At 51.4% G+C, this 16,011-nt stretch carries 17 protein-coding genes and 1 tRNA gene; 11 read left to right on the top strand and 7 right to left on the bottom strand.

Going from position 1 to position 16,011, the window contains the following annotated elements:
- Positions 1 to 67 precede the first annotated feature (67 nt).
- From idi to ABLV78_RS04310, 4 genes are read right to left on the bottom strand one after another with little or no spacing between them, the layout of a single operon-like run.
- Positions 68 to 622, bottom strand: coding sequence for an isopentenyl-diphosphate Delta-isomerase (gene idi, locus ABLV78_RS04295; RefSeq protein ID WP_047044019.1), 555 nt, complete (start codon positions 620 to 622; stop codon positions 68 to 70).
- 52 nt (positions 623 to 674) lie between these two features.
- Complete coding sequence (locus ABLV78_RS04300) at positions 675 to 1,391, bottom strand: DUF554 domain-containing protein (protein ID WP_004144724.1); 717 nt, start codon at positions 1,389 to 1,391, stop codon at positions 675 to 677.
- Between the two features lie 12 nt (positions 1,392 to 1,403).
- Positions 1,404 to 1,982, bottom strand: a complete 579-nt coding sequence (locus ABLV78_RS04305) for a UbiX family flavin prenyltransferase (protein ID WP_047044017.1) — start codon at positions 1,980 to 1,982, stop codon at positions 1,404 to 1,406.
- Between the two features lie 11 nt (positions 1,983 to 1,993).
- Complete coding sequence (locus tag ABLV78_RS04310; protein ID WP_047044015.1) at positions 1,994 to 3,487, bottom strand: UbiD family decarboxylase; 1,494 nt, start codon at positions 3,485 to 3,487, stop codon at positions 1,994 to 1,996.
- Positions 3,488 to 3,699: 212 nt separating this feature from the next.
- On the opposite strand from ABLV78_RS04310, the gene ABLV78_RS04315 reads away from it, so the two are divergent.
- The 4 genes from ABLV78_RS04315 to ABLV78_RS04330 all read left to right on the top strand — a co-directional run bounded on the left by ABLV78_RS04315 (position 3,700) and on the right by ABLV78_RS04330 (position 6,472).
- On the top strand, positions 3,700 to 4,620 hold the full coding sequence (locus tag ABLV78_RS04315; protein ID WP_047044013.1) for a LysR family transcriptional regulator: 921 nt from the start codon (positions 3,700 to 3,702) through the stop codon (positions 4,618 to 4,620).
- An 81-nt stretch (positions 4,621 to 4,701) separates the two neighbouring features.
- Entirely contained in the window at positions 4,702 to 5,421 is a 720-nt protein-coding gene (actS, locus tag ABLV78_RS04320; protein ID WP_045391979.1) for an amidase activator ActS, read from the top strand.
- Positions 5,422 to 5,501: 80 nt separating this feature from the next.
- Positions 5,502 to 5,575 (top strand) — tRNA-Gly (locus ABLV78_RS04325).
- Positions 5,576 to 6,157: 582 nt separating this feature from the next.
- Positions 6,158 to 6,472 (top strand): hypothetical protein, encoded by a 315-nt coding sequence (locus ABLV78_RS04330; RefSeq protein WP_047039252.1) that lies wholly within the window; start codon positions 6,158 to 6,160, stop codon positions 6,470 to 6,472.
- On the opposite strand, the gene ABLV78_RS04335 is transcribed toward ABLV78_RS04330, so the two are convergent.
- A complete protein-coding gene (locus ABLV78_RS04335; protein WP_047044010.1) occupies positions 6,469 to 7,275 on the bottom strand; it encodes a DUF4225 domain-containing protein in 807 nt (268 codons plus the stop codon). The genes ABLV78_RS04330 and ABLV78_RS04335 overlap by 4 nt on opposite strands.
- A 293-nt stretch (positions 7,276 to 7,568) precedes the next feature.
- On the opposite strand from ABLV78_RS04335, the gene ABLV78_RS04340 reads away from it, so the two are divergent.
- On the top strand, positions 7,569 to 7,952 hold the full coding sequence (locus ABLV78_RS04340; protein ID WP_141097045.1) for a hypothetical protein: 384 nt from the start codon (positions 7,569 to 7,571) through the stop codon (positions 7,950 to 7,952).
- On the opposite strand, the gene ABLV78_RS04345 is transcribed toward ABLV78_RS04340, so the two are convergent.
- Complete coding sequence (locus tag ABLV78_RS04345) at positions 7,894 to 8,412, bottom strand: FidL-like protein (protein ID WP_045391971.1); 519 nt, start codon at positions 8,410 to 8,412, stop codon at positions 7,894 to 7,896. The two genes, ABLV78_RS04340 and ABLV78_RS04345, sit on opposite strands and share 59 nt — an antisense overlap.
- 1 nt (position 8,413) lies before the next feature.
- On the bottom strand, positions 8,414 to 9,202 hold the full coding sequence (locus ABLV78_RS04350) for a winged helix-turn-helix domain-containing protein (RefSeq protein WP_047044009.1): 789 nt from the start codon (positions 9,200 to 9,202) through the stop codon (positions 8,414 to 8,416).
- 645 nt (positions 9,203 to 9,847) lie between these two features.
- Here ABLV78_RS04350 and ABLV78_RS04355 point away from each other — a divergent pair.
- The 6 genes from ABLV78_RS04355 (at position 9,848) to ABLV78_RS04380 (ending at position 16,007) form a co-directional block, all read left to right on the top strand.
- Complete coding sequence (locus ABLV78_RS04355; protein WP_015369827.1) at positions 9,848 to 10,396, top strand: fimbrial protein; 549 nt, start codon at positions 9,848 to 9,850, stop codon at positions 10,394 to 10,396.
- Between the two features lie 69 nt (positions 10,397 to 10,465).
- Positions 10,466 to 11,014 carry a fimbrial protein gene (locus ABLV78_RS04360; RefSeq protein ID WP_047044007.1) on the top strand — a complete coding sequence of 183 codons (549 nt, stop codon included), beginning with the start codon at positions 10,466 to 10,468 and terminating at the stop codon, positions 11,012 to 11,014.
- Positions 11,015 to 11,054: 40 nt separating this feature from the next.
- Entirely contained in the window at positions 11,055 to 13,526 is a 2,472-nt protein-coding gene (locus tag ABLV78_RS04365) for a fimbria/pilus outer membrane usher protein (RefSeq protein ID WP_047044005.1), read from the top strand.
- 26 nt (positions 13,527 to 13,552) lie between these two features.
- Positions 13,553 to 14,329 (top strand): fimbrial biogenesis chaperone, encoded by a 777-nt coding sequence (locus ABLV78_RS04370; RefSeq protein ID WP_047044003.1) that lies wholly within the window; start codon positions 13,553 to 13,555, stop codon positions 14,327 to 14,329.
- Between the two features lie 11 nt (positions 14,330 to 14,340).
- Complete coding sequence (locus ABLV78_RS04375; protein ID WP_045391958.1) at positions 14,341 to 14,946, top strand: fimbrial protein; 606 nt, start codon at positions 14,341 to 14,343, stop codon at positions 14,944 to 14,946.
- Positions 14,943 to 16,007: a fimbrial protein gene (locus ABLV78_RS04380; protein WP_045391956.1), complete on the top strand. Its 1,065-nt coding sequence runs from the start codon at positions 14,943 to 14,945 to the stop codon at positions 16,005 to 16,007. The genes ABLV78_RS04375 and ABLV78_RS04380 overlap by 4 nt, the downstream gene beginning before the upstream one ends.
- Positions 16,008 to 16,011: the final 4 nt, after the last annotated feature.

The raw sequence follows: 16,011 nt of genomic DNA on the forward strand, positions 1-16,011 counted from the left end.
TTTTTTATGTCTGATGTCAAGCTTCGTCTCTGGCGTAGCCCGGCTCTTTAATGCTCGTTACTCGCGGTTACGCACGTACACGCGCGACAAAGTCTATCAATGCCTGACGCGCATTTTTGTTTTTGGCTTCCAGCACCATCCACGGGCTAAAGGCCCACGGGGTAGCAGCCAGCGCGCTTAACATTTCCGGCAGCTCAACCCACTGATAATCCATGACTTCATCATCATTCGGTTGCAGTTCGCTGACCACGCGTGCGGCAAAAACCGGGCACACTTCGTTTTCGACGATGCCATTCGGGGCGACGGCGCGGTAGCGGAAGGCCGGGTGGACGGGGGCAATATCAGCGATCTCGACGCCCAGTTCGAAGCGGCAGCGCCGGGTGACGGCCTGCTCGAAGGTCTCGCCCTGTTGCGGATGTCCGCACACCGAGTTAGTCCACACGCCGGGCCAGGCTTTTTTGCTAAGCGAACGGCGCGTGACCAGGAACTGGCCTTGCTCATTGAACAACCAGCAGGAAAACGCGAGATGCAAAGGGGTATCGAGCGTGTGGGCGGCATACTTCTCCAGCATACCTGTGGGTTTATCTTGCTCATCCAGCAAAATGACGTGTTCCCCGGCCATGACGACTCCTGAAAAAATAAATGACCCGGCACAAACCCGCCGGGTCATGTACTCAGGCCACTAGGGTAGCCCATAAATGGGAGAAAGGCATTACCAAAACAAGCCCTGGTAGCATGTTGGCGACCGGGAAAAGCTTGATGTTACAGATGCGCAACCCGGTCGCTACCATCAGCAATCCACCGGCGCAGGAGAAATCCGCCATCATTGACGGGGTGATCATCGGCAGAATAAATACCGCCAGCATCGCCAGCGCCACCTGAATAACGATCTGCGGGATAGCGATGGTCATCACCGCGTAGCCCAGCAGGGTTGCGAATATCCCGGCAGTGAACAGATCGAGGATCGTTTTAATGTACAGGATTGACGGATCGCCGCTCATACCTTCGGTCATGGCGCCGAAAATACCGGTACCGCTGGCGCAAAACAGCACCAGGATAGCGACGAATTTTTCGGTAAACTCTTCATGACCTAACCCCTGAACGGGCGGCAAAACTTTATTAATCAAGCCGCGTGTTGAACCCGCCGCGCTGCCGATACGTTTTTCCAGATGCAGCAGTTCGCCGAGGAAAGCGCCGAGTACCATCGCCAGCACTACCGCCGGCATATATTTCACCTTCAGCACCAGGGTGATGCCCAGGCCGACGGAACAGAGACCAAAGGTCATCGGTAGCGCGGTTTTGACGCGTTCCGGAAGTTTGCCTCCGGCCATTGCGCCGATCAATCCACCGATAATCACGGCGGAACCATTTACATATGGACCAATTAACATTGCGAGTTCCTGTTACGCGTAATGCAGCGCGCCTTCACCCCAGCGCGGGATGTTATTGACCTCAAGATCAAAGAGGTCGAGTGCGCGGTTCACGCTATGGGTAATAATGTCATCTGCGCTTTGCGGGCGTTGATAGAGCGCCGGAACCGGTGGAAAGATAATGCCGCCCATCTCGGTAACCGCCGCCATATTGCGTATATGGCCGAGATTGAGCGGGGTCTCGCGTGCTAACAACACCAGCTGGCGGCGTTCCTTCAGCACCACGTCCGCCGCGCGGGTGAGCAGATTATCGGTGAGACAGTGAGCGATAGCGCCCAATGACCGCATCGAGCAGGGGGCGACTAACATCCCCAGCGTTTTAAACGATCCGCTGGAGATAGATGCGCCCAGGTGGTTAATAGGGTGTACCACGTCAGCCAGCGCCATCACTTCGTCTAAGCGGTAGTCCGTTTCCAGCTCGCAGGTCTTTTCCGCGCCTTTGGAGACCACAAGGTGCACTTCTACCGCCAGCGGCTGCAGAAGCTCCAGCGCTTTGACGCCGTACTGGAATCCGGACGCGCCGCTAATGCCAATGATGATGCGTGGTGTCATGGTATTTGCCCTTATTCGAAATCCGGCAGGAAACGTTTTACATCAACCGCTTTGAACTTAGAGCGCTCAAAGTTGTGCTTCAGATGGAACGGTACGGTGCAGTCGAAAATGGTTTTACACGACATTCCCTGCTGCAGAATGCTGGGGCTGTATTCCGGCACCTGCGACGGGTCGAGCGGATGGCAGCGTACGCCAGGGATCACCACGGTATCGACATCGCCCTGGTAACGGGTTTGCATCGCCCATAGCACGTCGTCGCTATCGAAAATATCAACATCTTCATCTACCAGAATAACGTGTTTGAGTTCCGGGAAGGCGGAGAATGCCAGTAGCGCAGCCTGGCGCTGGCGGCCTTCATCGGCTGGAGACGATTTTTTGAATTGCAGCACCGCGAGCAGCTTGCCGCCGCCTGCCGAGTGGGCGAAGACGTTGAGCAATTTGCCCGGCATGGCGCGTTCTACCATATCGAGAATACTGGCTTCGGTCGGGATCCCGGCCATGTTGACATGTTCTTCGCCTGGCCCGACGGTGGTGCGCCAGATGGGGTTGATACGATGGGTAACCGCTTTAACTTTAATGACCGGAATCGCCTCTTTGGCTTCGCCGGTATAGCCAGGGAACTCCGGCATGGCGCGGCCGGTATTGGTGTTTTGATCTTCACGCACGCGTACGTTCGGCAGCAGTTCGCCTTCGATAACGATTTCGGCGTGGGCGATGGCTTTTTCATTAATGGTTTTACACTGCACCATCTCCACCGGATGGCCGCGCAGCGCGCCGGCGATACTTAGCTCATCAAAGCCCAGCGGGGTAGTCGGCGGTTCAAAGCAGGCGGCGATTTCGATAGCCGGGTCCACGCCGATACTAATCGAGATCGGCAGCGGCTGTCCTGCCGCTTCCGCCTTCATGCGGAAGGCATCGATATGGCGGCCCGGCGTCAGCCACATTGAGAGCTCATCGCGGCTCTGTACGCACAGACGATGAATGGTGATATCGGATTCACCGGTTTGCGGGTCGGAGGCATAGCACAGGCCCATGGTGATATATGGGCCAGCGTCTTCTTCGGTGTTGGTTGGCGCAGGCAGCAGCTTGCGCAGATCGAAATCATCATCGCTGGCGAGGTGCACCACTTCCTGGCATACCGCCGCGCCCTGCACCATGGTCGGGGCAATGGCATTTTCAACGGAGTCCTTCAACAGATGACCCAGTTTCGCCGGTTCACACTGCAGGAACTGGCTGACGCGCTGGCGTGAACCGTTCAGACCGATGGCTACGCTGATGTCGTTGAAGCGCTTAATGTTGTTAAATACCATCACCGGGCCGTTCTTACGCGTCGGACGCTGGCAGGTACCGCCGGCGCCCACGTAGCGATAAACGCCGGAGAGCTCGGCGTGGGGATCGACTTCGGTATCGGTTTCAACATATTCGCCAGGTAGCGTTTTTAATAGCGCCAGGGCAGAGCGTAAATCATGCACCGATGACGGCGCTTTTTTATCTGAGTGTGCCATGAGTGTTCCTTTGGGAAAGCAATTTCGCTAACCGCACAATATTTTTGTTCGATTAATTAAACAAATACCGTTTACCGGATGCTCAGTAGATCAAAAAGGTTTAATTTAAAAAGCTGTTAAGAAATGATTAATTAAAATCGAGGAATTTTCCGCGGCTTTTTCTTTGATACCATTAGTGCAATACTGACCTGCAGATAAAGAGGGGTTAGATAATGGATCTGAAACGCTTACGCTATTTTTGCCGGGTAGTCGAACATGGCTCGGTTAGCCAGGCGGCGAAATCGCTCAACATGGCGCAGCCGCCGCTCAGTAAGCGGATACAAGAGCTGGAAGAAGAGCTGCAGGTGTCGCTTTTTGAACGCCGCGGCAACCGTATTGAACCAACGGAAGCAGGCTATTTTCTTTATCGTAAGGGGTGTGAAATATTACGCCATGTGGAAGATACCGCCAGGGAAACGGCCGATATTGCGCAAAAGACCCGTGCGGAAGTGCGCGTTGGCTTAACGCATCTTTATCAAAACTATTTTCAGCCTTTATTAATGGAGCTCTATCGGCGAAATCCAGAGACGGCAATAAATATCTCGGTGACCGATTCAAGTCATCTGGAAACGTTATTAAATGAAGGCGCTATCGACCTGGCCTTAATACAGCGTCCCTACCGTAGTGAGGGGTTCGATTATGTCTCCTTCGACCCGATAAAATTGGTAGCCGTCATTAATAAAAAATGTTTGCCGCAGTCGCCGTCTAACCCCTTCGATTATAACGCGCTGGCGACGATGCCGTTGGTGTTGCTTCACCGGGCGAAAGATTCCGGCACCTATGAGATGCTGATGGACCTGTTTCGTAAATCAGGAATCAGCGCGAAAGTGATTATGCATATTACCCAACCAGGGGTGATCCTCGACTGGCTGGAGGGCGGGTTGGAAGCGGCGACATTGTTGCCATCCTCGGAAGTGAATGCTGAAAAACTGCCTCATTGCTATGTGGTTGATGTCTTCCCCTCGCCGCAGATATTTTATCCGGCGCTGGTGAAATTACCGTCGATGTCGTATTTCCCGGCGCTGATGGATATTATTGCCGGAGGCTATCCATTTAGCGCGCCGAAGGGAGTAGAGGTTGTAGAAAAACCGTAGGACATTGGGGATTGTCCCTCGGGCTGGTATGATATTCGTCCATGACGCCGAGATGAGAAACCGTTGAGTGCAGGACGCCTGATGAAAACACGCTTTTATATCGCGATGATGCTGCTTGGTAGCCTGGTGTTAGCCGGCTGTTCCAGCACATCGGATTCTGGTTCCACCTATACCGTGAAGCGCGGCGATACGCTGTATGCGATCTCCCGTAGCACCGGCACCAGCGTACGCGATCTGGCGCGCCTGAATAACATCTCTCCGCCATACACTATTGAAGTCGGGCAGAAACTGAAACTTAACGGCGGTTCGAAAGCAAAAAGCAGCACCGCCGGGAAAAAATCCTCCAGCACCCGCACAGCCGCCGTAACGCCATCATCGGCGGTGCCGCAGTCCTCATGGCCGCCGGTGGGGCAGCGCTGCTGGCGCTGGCCGACCAGCGGTAAGGTGGTGATGCCGTACTCTACCCGCGATGGCGGCAATAAAGGTATCGATATTGCCGGTACGCGCGGCCAGCCGGTTTACGCCGCCGGCGCCGGTAAGGTGGTTTACGTCGGCAACCAGCTGCGCGGCTACGGCAACTTGATCATGATTAAGCATAACGAGGATTACATCACCGCATATGCGCATAACGATAAGATGATGGTTAACAACGGCCAGAGCGTGAAGATTGGCCAGCAGATTGCGACCATGGGTAGTACGGACGCCGATTCCGTACGGCTGCATTTCCAGATTCGCTATCGCGCCACGGCCATCGACCCGCTGCGTTATCTGCCGCCGCAAGGCAGTAAGCCTAAGTGCTAAAAGGTTATTTTATCAGCAGTTAGCCCAATCCGGGCTTGCCACAGGGTGCGTAAGGTCTATAATGCTTTTCGCACCTCTTCGCGGGCGTAGTTCAATGGTAGAACGAGAGCTTCCCAAGCTCTATACGAGGGTTCGATTCCCTTCGCCCGCTCCAAACCCTCTTAATAATCAATAAGTTAGATTATTCAGTCAGTTACGTTGCCCTGCTTTACAGGTACAACTTAAACTACCCATTGTACTACGCCCGCATGATTGGTCTGTGGTACAGGGGAGCATATCTTCACACTGGCAGTCGTTCCATCGTTCATACCGCGACAGTACAACAACGAACAAAAAGCCGCATATCAGGCATAACTCCCGAACAGATTGATCACACGCATTTAAGCCTGATGTGTGGCCTTGTGGCTGCGTAAACAGGTGAATAGTGGTAAACGTACCTGCACACCATATGCAGGTTCTGCCAGCGCTTCGCTCACGCTCCGAAAGGTACACGAGCACCCTGATAAGGTGTGATCCTTCTGACAATCTGATTTAGTCACTGATGACTTTCGCTAAGCTAAACCAACCAGGTTGGCCTGATGAAGTCGCTACGCTTGTTGCTTGTACCACTAACGGGGCGTTATGGCTTCTATTGTCTGAAATCTGATACATTGCATAAACATCATGTGGATTGCTGGAAAGTTCATCACTATGATTATGTGTGCCATTGCCAGTTAAGAAATGCGGAGAGGACAATATGGATGTTACTGATGAGGCTTTGTTGAGTTCTGGCTTTACACCATCGGATTTGAAGAAGATAAAGAACAACGTTGAAAGCTATGGTGGAACGTTGGGGAATGCAATCAGGGACCTGGCCAGGCGATTTATTCTTGCCGTGTGGGTTGTATCCGGTTGCCTTGCTGTATTCATTTTTCTTGTGATGTTCGCATCTGAGCAGAGTGTTTTCTCTGGTGCTATTGGCCTTTCTTGTGGCGCAGCGGTTGCAATTTTTATACAACCGCCTGTACTTGCTTATAAATCTTGGCGATTCTGTAGAGTGAACAAATCTTAATTTGTACTGTTATCAGTAGCCAGAAGATCAAAAATGACTTTCGCTTTGACACCATATCCAGCGATTTTCATCGTTAGCTTAGGCTTGCTCATTGTGTCAACTTTTCGGTAGTAATCACGCGGCAGCCAACGGAATAATCGCCAAGCTCCGGGTTTCCTTGCTAAGCCGAAGATACTATAGACACTCGCCCCTAGAGTCACCGTATTATAAAGAGCTAATCCACTTTTTGGGCTAAACCCCATAAATTGTGCGGTCTCCATTGCGCCATCAGCAAAAATTCCTTCCGATTTTGATTGTTCACCATAGCGAAGATGGCTTGCTTCTTTTGTTATACCGTTAATACCATCAACAAATAAAACTGCTCCTGCAAGAACTCCAATAGGGGTCATAGTGGACATCATAACCATCCCACCAAATAATGCTGCTCCAGATACCACTATATGGATTGCCGAAATCACGTATCCGACGATTTTATTGTTTTCCCTGACAAACTCGACCTTTGCATAAAGTTGGGCGGCTCTGGTTCTTAACAGGCGTTCTTGTTCTTGCAAATTATCTGTTTCAGCACGAAGATTTTTGATGCATACAATACATTCTTCATCGGTTTTAGCTCGTCGTGCTGTTTCAAATTCTTTATCTACAACCTGTTTTATCTCTTCGACAAACTTGATTCGTGTAAGACCATCTTGCAAATAGAATGCTGACAGCCGGTTTGCTGTTTCGACGAGTTTCCGGGCTTCAAGATTCACCATGGTATCTGACCATGTTCTGTTCCAGCCCCTGTTAAGCAGCGCAATATCCATTAAAGACTCCTTCCCAAAATGTGTCTGGTCATATTACGTGCAGTAAGGTCGAAGACAACAGGAAATGCTTTCCCAACGTCTGATTTTAGCGGAACGAACACATAATCAAACTCGGAGACTCCACATGGTAATTCTCTATTTTTCATTGTCTGACGTTTCAAACGTCCTGGAGTACGGGCAGGACTGCGAGCGCGTCCCAGCTTAATAAGCAATGTCCCATCAAGCGGAAGCTAGTACAGGCTGCGTTTAATACGCAGACCGAAGAGTTTTACTTTAACGCTGACGATTCTGTTATGTCGTTCCGTGAAGGGAAAGAGGCGAACGGAATTGGCCGTAAGACCCACACCTGCCGCGAGTTCCTGATTTGTGATGATTCCACCCTGAAAAGAATCTGCCGGGGCATGGGCCAACTGGAAGCGATGCGCCATGCTGGCTTTGCCAGACTGGGTGACAGCCCGGAATTTCGCCAGTTGTGGTGCGGGGAGCCTAAGTCTGTTGATGACAATTTCAACACGAAGAATCTGCTAAAGCTTGGTGCTGGCTCTATGACCGATCATCCGTGGCGATTCAGAGAGATACATCAGGTCATCCTTAACCCGACGCATATCCAGAAGGTGATTAATCCGCGAAGTGATTCATTACGCAGGCAAAGCGGGGTGAAAAGTTATCGCCAATAAGAACCGTTTCCTCATTTAGCCGCTTTAACATATACAGCTTGTCGGCACGTTCGTAAGCGTCGAAGAAGAGATAATCGACAGCGTCCGTTGCTTCATCATCGGGGGATTTTTCGCGTCCCTCGGGAGTGAGCATGAAAACGCCGGCAGTATGTCCAAGCGGACGAGCATACCGAAAGAACAATTTTCGGTTTACAGCAAACTCGCCGTCATCGCTTTTGAGCTTTCCTTGCACTGATAATGAAAGGTGCCCGGAGTTGTAGCTGGTAATCAGCATGATTCCATGGAGTTCCTTTTTGGTATTCTGGATGTCGAGTATCGACGTGAATTCCGAGGAGCAGGAAAAACTGATTTCTTGTTTTTTAGCATTCCCAGTGATAATCAAATAAGCGATAGCGGCCAGCCCAATAATGACAATTACGACTGACCAGAGTAAAAAAGAGTGATCGCTTTCCTGCTTCATATCATTCCTCATGATGGCGATACTGGCTGATGCAATGGTAATAGCCGAGGTTGAGGCCGCATTCAGCGGCAAACGACCAATCAACCAGGTTATGGTTGCTCGCCCAGGTATTGAGATACAGGTCTTTAGGGTGCGAGCAGTTGGGGCTAATCCCCACGGACTTGAAAATATCCAGCGCTTTCTTTTCAGTTATCGTGTCTGTGAGGGCATTTCCTAATATATGTACACGGCATTGCTCGTAGTCGATGGTTCGCAAGATAGCCGCGTCCGTCATGGCTATATGATTGGGTATCCATGTTAACCACGCTGTTGCCAGCACGGCGATGCTGGTAATTAACGCTGTGATAGCGACAGGCCACCGGTTTGGTTTCTTTCTCCTCGGCGTCGATGCAGCATAGGCAACTCTGGCGGCCGTTTGCGCTTCTTCCATTTGCTGAATATTGATATTGACGTCGCCCATCCGAAATCCAATACGAGGAATGGTAACGATGAGTTCTGCAGGATGACCTGTTGACGTAATGGCTTTGCGCAAAAATGAAATGTGCTGGTTAAGATTCGCATCCGTCGCTCTGGCGCCATTCTGCTGAAAAACATTCAGCAGAATTTCATCGCGCGAAGATATCTCTTTACCATTTTGCAACAAATAGAGCAGTAATTGTGTGGCCACATTATTCAATGTGGCTATTTCACCAGATGCCACGTCTTTTAGGGTATTTTTAAGTGGTCTGAAAACTAAACCATCACCAATAATTACGGATTTAATTTTGTTTATTGGTATATGAGAAATCACTGATGTCTCCTTTAAAGCAGGATATCTCGCATTCGAGTGGGGGAAGCAACAGCATAACATAATTCATTTATAAAAAGAGGTTGTGCCATAGATCGCTTTATTATCATTTACATAACAATATTTTAATATTCTTTATGTAATCATTCATTCTCCTTCCTTTCTTTCACTATCTTATTGTCAGCACTCACTTTTGGTATCCCTTTCAATTTTTAAAAATATTTTATAAATATATTTTGCCAGTTATCTGTTCTAAATTAAAAAATAGTTGATAGTTAAAAACTCTATAAAAACTATAAATAATAGATATTAAAACTGCTAGATGCGTGTTTTTTGGCTGATTTTTAGGTAAAAGATCGATCTGCAGACGGGAAAGCAACACGATTTCCTGAGTTTGATTGATTCCGTATTTTGGCATTGTGTCAATTTTTCGTCGACTTAATATAAGCCCCGAAACAGCGTAAACGACTGTGGACGGTATTTCTGATGGAATACCAATGAACTTCAAAATACGGTGCGGTTTAAGATGGATTGTTTGCAAGGATATGCGCTGCCGCTACCGCGAGATCGGGTTTTCCCGGGCAGGAATTGTCTACGGAAATAGATCGTCGGAATAACCAAAAAACAGATATAAGGTTAAGTAGTAATATGAAAATGAAAAACGTGGCTGTGGCCTGTGCGCTGATGGCGGGAATGACTTTTACTGCATCTTCTGCTTTCGCTGCAAAAAATGTTGAACCGACTAACGGTAAAATCCACTTCACCGGCTCTCTCGTTAATTCCGCATGTGGTCTGGCGCCAGAATCCAGTCCGGTGCAGGTGAATTTTGGCGAGATCCCAACTTCTCAGTTAAAAGACAACCAACGTGCTGGCGTTAAACATGCCAAAATTGTTCTGCAGGGTTGCGATACGACTGTCGCAAAAACCGCTACTGTGACTTATACCCCGGCAACGATTGATGCCGACAACAACGCGCTAGCCGCCTTCACCTCTGGTACCGCCAAGGGCGCAGGCATCGGTATGGTTGACAGCGGCAACCAGGATGTTGAGTGGGGTAAAGCTGCCTCTCAGGTCAACATTACCGATGGCGAAACCGACATTGATTTCGTCGCTTACCTGCAGGCAAACAACGCATCTGCAGCGGTAACTCCGGGTGATTTTGAATCTACCGTTAATTTCCAGATCGATTATCAGTAACGATCTGCAGCGGGCGCATTAACGCGCCTGCTTAACCCTTCCTGCGAATAACTGAAAGGAAATGCGGTTATGCCTGGATGGCGTATTTTACTGCTTTTTATCTTTATATCGCCTGCATGGGTTTTGGCTGACACCAACCGTCTTGTCAGTACGCCCGGAAAAATGCGTATGCGGGGAAATATTATTGAAGCTGCTTGTTATGTCGATCCGCGCGACCGGTCGCTACTGGTTGAATTTGATGACCTCTCAGCCAGAGATATTTCCGGAAAACCTGAAAAAGTATCTGCGCATGATTTCAGCATTCATTTGCTGGGATGCTCACTAGGGGATTCTCAACATCCCGGTAATGTGTTTCAACGCGCCAATATTACCTTTTCCGGCGCAGCCGATAGCGACAATCCAGATTATCTGAGCGTGCAATCGGAAACTGAAAATTTAGCGATAGAAATATACGACAGCAACGGACAGCAAATTCACCTGGGCGAACCATCACCGGACTATGTACTTAACCCAGGAAAAAATACGCTCAAATTTACGGCTTATTTGATCTCCCGCGATGGAAGAATGACATCTGGCGAATTTACTGCGGTCACGCATTTTGTTGTGAATTATCTCTGAGCTGCACTGCAATTCGGGTATCTGAAGGTTGCGAACGAAAATGATCACGCTGAAAACAGATAAAAAACGTCTGGCGCTTTTTATTGCTCTGGTCTGCGCCGCTTCATGGGCTGAAGCGGATGAGGCCATTGAATTTAATACCGACGTACTGGATGCCAGCGACAGGCACAATGTCGATTTACAGCGTTTTTCCGAAGGCAACTTTGTGGCTCCCGGAGAATATCTGCTGGATGTTCGTATTAACAGCCAGGAGATTCCTCAACAGTCAATCCGTTATATCGCAGATCCGGCCAATTCACATAAATCTATGGCGTGTCTGACGCCGCAACAACTCGAATTACTGGCGCTCAAAGAAGAGGCGCTGACCCATATTCATCCGCTTAACGCAAACTGCTATGACATTTCCCGCCTGCCGGGTGTGGCGCTGTATAATAGCGCAGGCGTACTGGACATTACCGTGCCTCAGGCATGGATGAAATATACCGACCCAGACTGGACGCCGCCGGAGCGCTGGGATAACGGCGTCGCCGGGCTGATTTTTGACTACAGCATCTCAGGGCAGGCCACGCATTACGAACAGGGCGGCGATCATTATCGCTCGCTGTCCGGCTATGGGCAGACAGGTTTTAACCTCGGCGCATGGCGTTTTCGTGGCCAGTATCAGGCCAATTACGCTTCAGATGGTAATCATGGGCGTATCGACTGGGATCAGATCTATGCTTATCGCCCGTTACCGATGCAGGCTGCAAAACTGACGGTCGGCGAAATCTATCTGAATTCTCAGGTTTTTGATTCGGTGCGCTTCACCGGGGTCAACCTTGCCAGCGACGAGCGTATGCTGCCGCCAAATTTGCAGGGCTACGCGCCTGAAGTGCACGGCATCGCCCGCAGTAATGCGAAGGTCACCGTGAGTCAGCAGGGCCGTGTTATCTATCAAACCACCGTTCCTGCGGGGCCGTTTAATATTCAGGATCTGCACGGCTCGGTACGCGGTACGTTGGATGTGCGGGTCGAGGAGCAGGATGGCAGCGTACAAACTTTTCAGGTCAATACGGCTGATATTCCTTACCTGACGCGCCCGGGCTATGTTCGCTACAACGCCGCGGTCGGCAAGCCATCGCGTTATAACCACGACGTTCAGGGTCCTGCGTTTTATAGCGGCGATTTTTCCTGGGGGGTGAGCAATGCATGGTCACTGTACGGCGGCGCGTTGCTCACCGGCGAGCGCTACAACGCCTGGTCGATGGGGATTGGACGGGATTTAAGCTGGCTGGGAGCGCTGTCGGCCGATGCGACGCAATCCGTGAGTCGGGTGAAGCATCAGGCTGAACAAAAAGGCATGTCCTTTAAGCTCAGCTATGCCAAAACCTTTGATGAGTACAACAGCGCGATTACCTTTGCCGGGTACCGCTTTTCACAGCGTAACTTCCGCACCTTCTCGCAGTTTCTCGACGAGCAGTATGAAAGTAACAACAGCGCCGGCAACGAAAAAGAGATGTACACCGTTACCGGCAACAAAACCTTTTTTGCTGACGATCCACATTTAGCGACCACGCTCTACCTCACCTATACCCACCAGAACTATTGGGATCGCGGTTCCCAGGATCGTTACGGGTTATCGATGGGACACAGTTTTTCCTTCGCGGGTATCCAGGGGATCAGCGCCAACCTTGCGGCTTATCGCTCTGAGTATCAGGGCAAACGGGACGACAGTCTCTCGCTTTCAATTTCAGTGCCATGGGGCGATGGCCGCTCTATGGATTATGAATTACAGAACAGCGGTAACCAGACCAGCCAAATGGTTTCGTATTCCGATAACCGCGATCGTAACAATCCGTGGCGCTTGCGCGCAGGGGTTTCCGGGGAAGGTCATACGGCATTTGATGGCTATTACCAGCACCGCAGCATGATGGCGGAACTGGAATCCAACGTCAGCTGGCAGCAATCACGCTATTTCTCCGTTGGCGGCACGGTACGCGGCGGTTTTACGGCGACGCGTCACGGCGCGGCGCTACATAACAGCCAGGCGTCAATGAATACCGCCAGAGTGATGGTTGATACCGATGGCGTTGCCAATGTGCCGCTTAATGGCGAACAGGCGCACTCAAATCGCTTCGGTATTGCCGTCGTACCGGATGTCGTCAGCTATCACAGCTTTGATACGCGTATCGATGTGGACGCCATGGACGAGGACATTTCCGCGACCAAAGCGATCGTGACTAACACCCTGACGGAAGGCGCCATTGGCTACCAGCGCTTTGCCGTCGCGCAGGGGCAAAAAATGATGGCGCTGCTGCGCCTGAAGGATGGCTCGATGCCGCCGTTTGGCGCCGAAGTGTTTAACGCCAACGGCGTCAGCGTCGCCATGGTGATGGAAAACGGCATGGCCTGGATTGCTGGGGTGAATCCTTCCGAGCGTCTTTCCGTTGCCTGGGCTGGCCGCGCGCAGTGTCATCTGCAGGTGCCGCAACAAATCAACCCGGAAGGCAACGTACTGTTGCCTTGTGAATAATTTCAATAACCTGAATGAATTTTGTCATGAATAATCAAGCTCTTAATTTCGCCCAGCGTTGGCTTAAACCCGTGGCCTGTGGCCTGTTTTTTATTGCCCAGATCAATGCTTCATGGGCGGGTATTGCGCTCGACCGTACCCGCATGATCATCACCGGCGATGCGCGCTCGGTAAGTGCGAACTTAACCAACACCAGCCCGAGCATTCCCTTTCTGGCTCAGTCGTGGGTAGAAGATGCCCACGGCACAAAAATTACCTCGCCATTAATGGTCTTACCGCCGCTGCAACGGATTAACGGTGGGCAGAAGGGAATCGCCCGCGTGACGAAAACCAGCGGAATTAACGCGTTGCCGCAGGATCGCGAGAGTCTCTTCTATCTGAACGTGCGTGAAATTCCGCCAAAACCGGATAAGCCGAACGTGCTGCAGCTGGCGATGCAGTCGCGAATCAAATTGTTCTATCGGCCGACAGCTATCGTGCCGGAAACGCCGGGAGCGGTGTGGCAAAACCAACTGATCTTTCACAAGCAGGGTCAGCGCTGGACCGTGGATAACCCAACGCCATACTTCGTCACCTTAATCGGCTTAAGCCGCAAACCTGAAGCCCAGGGCGGCGGCAGACTGACTGATTTCCCGGGGATTATGATCTCGCCGAAATCCTCTCTCGATTTCAAGGTATCGGACGCCAGCGTCAGCCAGTTCAGCATGATGTACGTGAACGATTTTGGCGGTCACCCTGAATTGAAATTCAGCTGCACAGGCAATGTGTGTAAAGCATTGCCGATGGAGCAACAGCCCCGGTAAAGGACTCGTAAATGAAAAAGATGCTTTGCGCTCTGCTGATGGCAGGCATGGCCTGCACGGTTCAGGCCACAAGCGGCCGCCATGATATGAGCAACGTTTCCGGCGAGTATGGCAACGTCCGCTTTCATGGCCGGGTTTTCGTTTCGCCGTGCGTGCTGGATATGGCTTCACGCGATCAGACCATTGATCTCGGCGATATTTCCGCCAGCCGCTTTCGCCAGAGCGGCGATCGCAGCGATCCGGTATTGGTGACGCTGCACCTGAATGGCTGCTTAAAAGGCTCCGGGCACACGTTAAAGGACTTCCCTGGGCAGACCAGCGAGCTCCCTGAGCTGTCGCACAGTACGGTGGAGCGTGGCGTTTCAATGACGCTGATGGCCGAAGGCGCGCCGGAAAACAGCGATCTTGGGCGGATTCGCGGCGATGTGCGCGGCGCGGGCATTCGGCTACTGACCGAACGCAACCAGTTGATCCACCTGAATCAACCGCAACGCATGTGGATCCTCAAACCGGGCGATAACGCGATTCACTTTCTTGCCGCGCTGGAATCTTTTGGGCAGGAGGTGACCGCTGGCGAATTTAACGGTCTGGTCAGACTTAAGCTGGAGTATCTATGAGCGTATTGCACAAAGCACTGCTGTGGGTCGCCCTGGCGGGCTGTCCGCTGGCCGGGCAGGCATTTACCCTCGGTGAGGGAGAACCACAGGGCGGTTCGCCGCATCAGTACGATATTGAACTGAGCTCGCTGGATGTCAGCAAAAACCACGAGGGCGGCAGAACGGATCCGTTCACCTGGAATTTGGGCAGTTGGTATGTCGTGGATTTTCATTGTGAGCAGGCCGACATCTCGCGACAGCCGATTTACTACACCACCACGACCACCATGCCGCCTTCTAATCAGGGAGCGAACCGTTTTCGTCTGAATGAGTACCTGGATGTGGAAGTCCAGGTATGGGTCGCCGGGCGGTATAACAACTATGTTCAGGCGCCGTTCACCAACTTTTCGAATCGCTACAACGACCACAGCTGTAAAAAGCGCAAGGGCTACGAGCGAGCCACTAACATTGAAAGTGGCTCTAAAGGAAAAGTGACGTTTATTGTCACTAAACCCATTATTAACGGCATCAATATCACCTCTCAGTCGCTGGTGGAGGTTGCTGGACGTCTGGGTAGCGCTGGCCCTACGCCGACAACGCCAATTTCCCGTGTGGTCATTAAATCCGGGCTCATTACCGTGCCGGATAAATGCACCTTCAATCGCGGGGACAAAATCAGCATTGAATTTGGCGATTTGCCAGGCTCCGCCGCCCGGCTCAACGGCACCAACTACAGCAAGTCGATCCCCATTCATGTGGTCTGCGAGGGGGGAAGCTTCGATCAGGGCGCGTTGAACATTAATCTTGGCGTACAAACTACCACGGCGTCAGGCACGGCGGGGTTTAACGATCATCTCCTCGGCACGCTGAGCGGCGGACAAAAGCGCGACGACCTCGGCATTGTGATTAAAGACGCGAGCGGCGGCACCGTCGTGCCCAATCAATTCTACAACGTGAAGGGGTTTTACCAGAACCAGGGCGACTGGAATCTTACCGCCGCGCCGGTGGCAAAACCGGGTGTGGGCAGCGTGAAAGAAGGTGAGTTTGAAGCCTCTGCCACCGTTGTCGCGCAGTTTCAGTAGGGGG

This window comes from Klebsiella sp. CN_Kp075 (genome assembly GCF_040065055.2).
GTDB classification, from domain to species: domain Bacteria; phylum Pseudomonadota; class Gammaproteobacteria; order Enterobacterales; family Enterobacteriaceae; genus Klebsiella; species Klebsiella aerogenes.

Bases quoted from the DNA above. Each gene is read 5' to 3' on its own strand.
- ABLV78_RS04365 (WP_047044005.1), top strand. From the start codon at position 11,055: ATGATCACGCTGAAAACAGATAAAAAACGTCTGGCGCTTTTTATTGCT.
- actS (WP_045391979.1), top strand. From the start codon at position 4,702: ATGAAAACACGCTTTTATATCGCGATGATGCTGCTTGGTAGCCTGGTG.
- ABLV78_RS04330 (WP_047039252.1), top strand. From the start codon at position 6,158: ATGGATGTTACTGATGAGGCTTTGTTGAGTTCTGGCTTTACACCATCG.
- ABLV78_RS04340 (WP_141097045.1), top strand. From the start codon at position 7,569: ATGTCGTTCCGTGAAGGGAAAGAGGCGAACGGAATTGGCCGTAAGACC.
- ABLV78_RS04300 (WP_004144724.1), bottom strand. From the start codon at position 1,391: ATGTTAATTGGTCCATATGTAAATGGTTCCGCCGTGATTATCGGTGGA.
- ABLV78_RS04315 (WP_047044013.1), top strand. From the start codon at position 3,700: ATGGATCTGAAACGCTTACGCTATTTTTGCCGGGTAGTCGAACATGGC.
- ABLV78_RS04380 (WP_045391956.1), top strand. From the start codon at position 14,943: ATGAGCGTATTGCACAAAGCACTGCTGTGGGTCGCCCTGGCGGGCTGT.
- ABLV78_RS04355 (WP_015369827.1), top strand. From the start codon at position 9,848: ATGAAAATGAAAAACGTGGCTGTGGCCTGTGCGCTGATGGCGGGAATG.
- ABLV78_RS04305 (WP_047044017.1), bottom strand. From the start codon at position 1,982: ATGACACCACGCATCATCATTGGCATTAGCGGCGCGTCCGGATTCCAG.
- ABLV78_RS04360 (WP_047044007.1), top strand. From the start codon at position 10,466: ATGCCTGGATGGCGTATTTTACTGCTTTTTATCTTTATATCGCCTGCA.
- ABLV78_RS04345 (WP_045391971.1), bottom strand. From the start codon at position 8,412: ATGAAGCAGGAAAGCGATCACTCTTTTTTACTCTGGTCAGTCGTAATT.
- idi (WP_047044019.1), bottom strand. From the start codon at position 622: ATGGCCGGGGAACACGTCATTTTGCTGGATGAGCAAGATAAACCCACA.
- ABLV78_RS04335 (WP_047044010.1), bottom strand. From the start codon at position 7,275: ATGGATATTGCGCTGCTTAACAGGGGCTGGAACAGAACATGGTCAGAT.
- ABLV78_RS04310 (WP_047044015.1), bottom strand. From the start codon at position 3,487: ATGGCACACTCAGATAAAAAAGCGCCGTCATCGGTGCATGATTTACGC.
- ABLV78_RS04370 (WP_047044003.1), top strand. From the start codon at position 13,553: ATGAATAATCAAGCTCTTAATTTCGCCCAGCGTTGGCTTAAACCCGTG.
- ABLV78_RS04375 (WP_045391958.1), top strand. From the start codon at position 14,341: ATGAAAAAGATGCTTTGCGCTCTGCTGATGGCAGGCATGGCCTGCACG.